Origin of the sequence: Rhodovulum sp., from assembly GCF_011048875.1 — a bacterium.
In the GTDB taxonomy this organism is placed as follows: Bacteria; Pseudomonadota; Alphaproteobacteria; order Rhodobacterales; family Rhodobacteraceae; genus Rhodovulum; species Rhodovulum tesquicola.
The window spans coordinates 1-4,266 of record NZ_DSDD01000064.1 but is presented as its reverse complement, the minus strand read 5'-3'; the positions used below and the strand labels follow the sequence as shown (position 1 = coordinate 4,266).

Here is a 4,266-nt window from a genome sequence, read left to right as displayed (position 1 = left end):
TCTGTGCAAGCCCGCCGGTGAATGCCTCCCATGCGGGGGCGCAGTCGGGGCGCAGCGCGACCAGCACCGGGATACCGCAAGCGCAGGCACGCTCGATCACCGCGCGGAAGCCGCCGCCTTCGGCCTCGGCCTTGCCGAAGCGGGGCAGGACGACCAGATCGGCACCGGCATCAAGCGCCACAAGTGCCGCGCCTGCCGCCTCGGCAAGACCCCGGGGATCCAGGCGACAGCCTGTCGAGCCCGGCCCCAGGGCCTGCGAAATCCCGAACACCGCGCCATCCGACAGGGCCACGACCGCCATGCCGCCATCCGCAAGCCCGGTCTGCCGGAATCCCGCCAGCCGCCAGCCCTCGGCCTGCAGCGCCGCCACCAGTGCCGCCAGAAGGGTATCGACCGGAACCCCCGCGGCAATGGGAAATGCGGCGATCCGCGGCTCGGCCGTTCCCGCCTCCGTTCCGGTCATGCCCGGCCTCCCCTGCCCGACCTGCGCCTCATTCGACCTGACCCTGCCTGTATAGCCCGGCGGCACTGTCGTGAGAATACCCCCGTCCGGAAGGCCCCCGGTGCGGAGCGATCAATCCAGCCGTTCGGGAAGCGTCAATCCGCGCAGGATCTCGTCCGCAGACATGGGCCGCCTGCCCTCGCGCTGGGCCTCGAGGATGGCGACTGCGCCGGATCCGCAGGCGATGGTCAGGCGATCCAGCACCTGGCCGGGCGCGCCGTCGCCCTCGGCCACCCAGGCGCGCAACAGCTTGAGCCGTTCGTCCCCCGCCATGCACCATGCGCCGGGAAAGGGCGAGAGCCCGTTGATCTGGCGTGCGATTTCGGCGGCCGGGCGGGTCCAGTCCACCCGCGCCTCGGCCTTGTCGATCTTGTCAGCATAGGTGACGCCCACCTCGGGCTGGGTCTCGGGCTTCAACTTGGGCAACTGGTCCAGCGCCTGCACGATCAGCCGCGCGCCCATGGCGGACAGTCGGTCGTGCAACTCGCCGGTGGTTTCCTGCGCCCCTGTGGGTGTTGCCTCGCGCAGCAGGACAGGGCCGGTATCCAGCCCCGCCTCCATCCGCATGATGCAGATGCCGGTTTCGGTGTCGCCCGCCATGATCGCCCGGTGGATCGGCGCCGCCCCTCGCCAGCGCGGCAACAGCGAGGCGTGGATGTTCAGGCAACCCAGCCGCGGTGCGTCCAGCACCGGCTGCGGCAGGATCAGCCCATAGGCGACCACGACCGCGATATCGGCCCCCAGCGCGGCGAACTCTGCCTGCGCCTCGGCGCCCTTCAGCGATTTCGGATGGCGAACGGGCAGCCCCAGCGCCTCGGCCCGGGCCTGAACGGGGCTGGGGCGATCCTTCTTGCCGCGGCCTGCGGGGCGGGGGGGCTGGCAATAGACGGCGGCGATCCGGTGGCCCGCGGCGACCAGCGCATCCAGCACCGGCACCGAGAAATCGGGCGTGCCCATGAAGACGACGCGCATCAGCCCCGCCCCAGCTTGGCGGCCTTTTTCAGAAGCCGGTCGCGTTTCAGGCGTGACAGGTTGTCGAAATACATCCGTCCATGCAGATGGTCGATCTGGTGCTGGACCGAAATGGCCCAAAGCTCGGCAAACGCGCGCTCCTCGGTTTCGCCCTCCTGGTTCAGGAAGCGCACCGTCACCTGCGCGGGGCGCGTGATCTCGGCCCAGACACCCGGCAGGCAGGGGCTGGCCTCGTCATGGGCGTTCAGCGCGGACGAGGAAGCGACGATCTCGGGATTGGCCATGCGCACGGCCTGGCCGCGGCTGTCCGAGCAATCCACGACCGCCAGCCGCAGCATGACCCCGATCTGCGGCGCGGCAAGGCCCACACCCTGTCCCGGCATCGCCTCCATCGTGTCGATCATGTCCGCCCAATGGGCGCGGATCTCGTCGGTGATCGTTTCGACCGGTGCGGCGGGGCGTGAAAGCCTTGGGTCGGGCCATTGCAGGATCGGACGGATCATGCGCGATAGGCCTCTTCCAGCCCGGCACGCAACGCGGGGGCCATGCGGTCCAGGGTGACGATGCCGTCCAGGTGGTCGATCTCGTGCTGGGCGCAGATTGCGGGAAACCCCGCCAGCGTCTCGCGCCGCTCGGTCCCGCCGATATCGCGCCAGCGCAGCGCGATTTCCACCGGCCGCTCGATCTCGGCCACGATGCCGGGGATCGACAGGCAGCCCTCGGGGCCGGTGGCGGTCTCGTCTGACCACGCCTCGATCACCGGGTCGAGGAAGATGCGCGGGGCGCGCGGCCCCGCCCCTCCGTTCACATCCATCACGAAGATCCGCCGGGACACGCCCACCTGCGGTGCCGCCAGACCACGGCCCGGCGCGTCATACATCGTCTCCAGCATGTCCGCGGCCAGCAGGCGAATCTCGTCGGTGATCTCTTCCACCGGGGCGCAGACCGTGCGCAACCGCTCGTCTGGCCAGCGCAGGATCTGCAGAATGCTCACGCCCTGGCCCGGTCGCGCTTGATCTTCTGCATCTTGCGCGTGATGAGCTGGCGTTTCAGCGGCTTGAGGTAGTCGATGAACAGGATGCCATCGAGGTGGTCAATCTCGTGCTGGACGCAGGTCGCCCAGAGGCCCGAGAAGCGTTCCTCCTTCTGGTCGCCCGCGGGATCGGTCCAGCGCACGACGACCTCGGCGGGGCGCGTCACCTCGGCATAGGTCTCGGGCACCGACAGGCAGCCCTCCTCGTGGATGTTGCGCTCGTCCGATTTCCAGACCACCTCGGGGTTGAACATGGCAAAGGGTTTGGGCCGCGTGCCCTCGTCCTTGGCGCAATCCATCACGATCAGGCGGGACAGGATGCCCACCTGCGGCGCGGCAAGGCCGATGCCCGGCGCGTCATACATGGTGGCCAGCATGTCTTCGGCCAGGCGCTGCAACTCGCCCGTGATGTCCGACACGGGGTCGGCCACCATTTTCAGGCGCGGATCGGGATGGATCAGGATCGATCGAATGCTCATGACGCATGGATTTAGGCGAATCGAGGCCGCCTTGCAATGCGACGAACGCTTGCGCTTGCGGGGCCAGCCGCTAGCTTGGCGCGGCACGAGCAGGAGGCCCCCATGGATTTCGACGAGATCATCGACCGCCGCGGCACCCATTCGATGAAATGGGACATGATGGAGCCGATCTATGGCGTGCCCGCCGCCGACGGCCTTGCCATGTGGGTGGCCGACATGGATTTCCGCCCGCCGGCCTGCGTGGGCGCCGCCGTGCAGAAGATGGTCGATCACGGGATCCACGGCTATTACGGCGACGAGGGCGCCTATCGTGCGGCAATCGGCTGGTGGATGCACAGCCGTCACGGCTGGCAGATCGAACCCGACTGGATCTTTACCACCCATGGTCTGGTGAACGGCACCTCGATGTGCATCGATGCCTTCACCGCGCCGGGCGATGGCGTGGTGCTGTTCACGCCGGTCTATCACGCGTTTGCCCGGGTGATCCGTGCGGCGGGGCGGCGCGTGGTGGAATGTCCGCTGGTGAACCGCGATGGCCGCTACGAGATGGATCTTGCCGCTTGTGACGGGCTGGCCAAGGGCGCGCGGATGGTGATCCTGTGTTCGCCGCACAACCCGGGCGGACGGGTCTGGACACGCGCGGAATTGCAGGGCGTGGCCGATTTCGCCAGGAGGCACGATCTGGTGCTGGTCTCGGACGAGATTCACCACGACCTGATCTATCCTGGGCAGAGCCACACGGTGATGGACCTCGTGGACCCGACCATCCGCGACCGGCTTGTGATGATGAGCGCGTCGACGAAAAGCTTCAACATCGCGGGCTGCCATGTCGGCAACGTCATCATTCCCGACGCGAGCCTGCGCAAGACCTTCGCCGGACGGATGGCGGCGCTGGGCATTTCGCCAAATTCCTTCGGGATCGAGATGGCGACGGCGGCCTATTCGCCCGAGGGCGCGGCCTGGATCGACGCGCTGATGGCCTATCTCGACGGCAACCGGCGGCTGTTCGACGCAGGCGTTAACGCCATCCCGGGGCTTGCGTCCATGCCGCTGGAGGCGACCTATCTGGCCTGGGTCGATTTCGCTGGCACCGGCATGACGGCGGCCGAGTTTACCGCACGCGTCGAGAAGAGCGCCAGGATCGCCGCGAACCATGGGCCGACCTTCGGGGCCGGGGGCGAATGCTTCCTGCGGTTCAACATCGCCACGCCCCGCGCCCGCGTCGCGCAGGCGGTCGAACGGTTGCAGGCGGCCTTTGCCGACCTGCAGTGAAACGACTC

At 68.2% G+C, this 4,266-nt stretch carries 6 protein-coding genes; 1 reads left to right on the top strand and 5 read right to left on the bottom strand.

Translation table 11 applies throughout. The features are described from left to right. From ENN83_RS02220 to def (ENN83_RS02200), 5 genes are all read right to left on the bottom strand, one after another. Window positions 1-463: DUF2478 domain-containing protein (locus ENN83_RS02220; RefSeq protein ID WP_287183561.1), on the bottom strand; the 463-nt coding region annotated here is incomplete at its 3' end. A gap of 111 nt (window positions 464-574) precedes the next feature. Then, entirely contained in the window at window positions 575-1,474 is a 900-nt protein-coding gene (gene fmt / locus ENN83_RS02215) for a methionyl-tRNA formyltransferase (protein ID WP_287183559.1), read from the bottom strand. Then, window positions 1,474-1,977, bottom strand: a complete 504-nt coding sequence (gene def / locus ENN83_RS02210; protein ID WP_287183556.1) for a peptide deformylase — start codon at window positions 1,975-1,977, stop codon at window positions 1,474-1,476. Before def (ENN83_RS02210) ends, fmt begins: the two co-directional genes overlap by 1 nt. Further along, window positions 1,974-2,468, bottom strand: coding sequence for a peptide deformylase (def, locus tag ENN83_RS02205; RefSeq protein WP_287183553.1), 495 nt, complete (start codon window positions 2,466-2,468; stop codon window positions 1,974-1,976). Before def (ENN83_RS02205) ends, def (ENN83_RS02210) begins: the two co-directional genes overlap by 4 nt. Beyond that, window positions 2,465-2,986 carry a peptide deformylase gene (def, locus tag ENN83_RS02200; RefSeq protein WP_287183550.1) on the bottom strand — a complete coding sequence of 174 codons (522 nt, stop codon included), beginning with the start codon at window positions 2,984-2,986 and terminating at the stop codon, window positions 2,465-2,467. The genes def (ENN83_RS02205) and def (ENN83_RS02200) overlap by 4 nt, the downstream gene beginning before the upstream one ends. 102 nt (window positions 2,987-3,088) lie before the next feature. Here def (ENN83_RS02200) and ENN83_RS02195 point away from each other — a divergent pair, with 102 nt between their 5' ends. Next, window positions 3,089-4,258: a MalY/PatB family protein gene (locus tag ENN83_RS02195; protein ID WP_287183547.1), complete on the top strand. Its 1,170-nt coding sequence runs from the start codon at window positions 3,089-3,091 to the stop codon at window positions 4,256-4,258. Window positions 4,259-4,266 lie beyond the last annotated feature (8 nt).

What these genes read in the sequence shown, in the direction of transcription:
- def (WP_287183556.1), bottom strand. Translation starts at nt 1,977, where the DNA reads ATGATCCGTCCGATCCTGCAATGGCCCGACCCAAGGCTTTCACGCCCC.
- def (WP_287183550.1), bottom strand. Translation starts at nt 2,986, where the DNA reads ATGAGCATTCGATCGATCCTGATCCATCCCGATCCGCGCCTGAAAATG.
- fmt (WP_287183559.1), bottom strand. Translation starts at nt 1,474, where the DNA reads ATGCGCGTCGTCTTCATGGGCACGCCCGATTTCTCGGTGCCGGTGCTG.
- ENN83_RS02195 (WP_287183547.1), top strand. Translation starts at nt 3,089, where the DNA reads ATGGATTTCGACGAGATCATCGACCGCCGCGGCACCCATTCGATGAAA.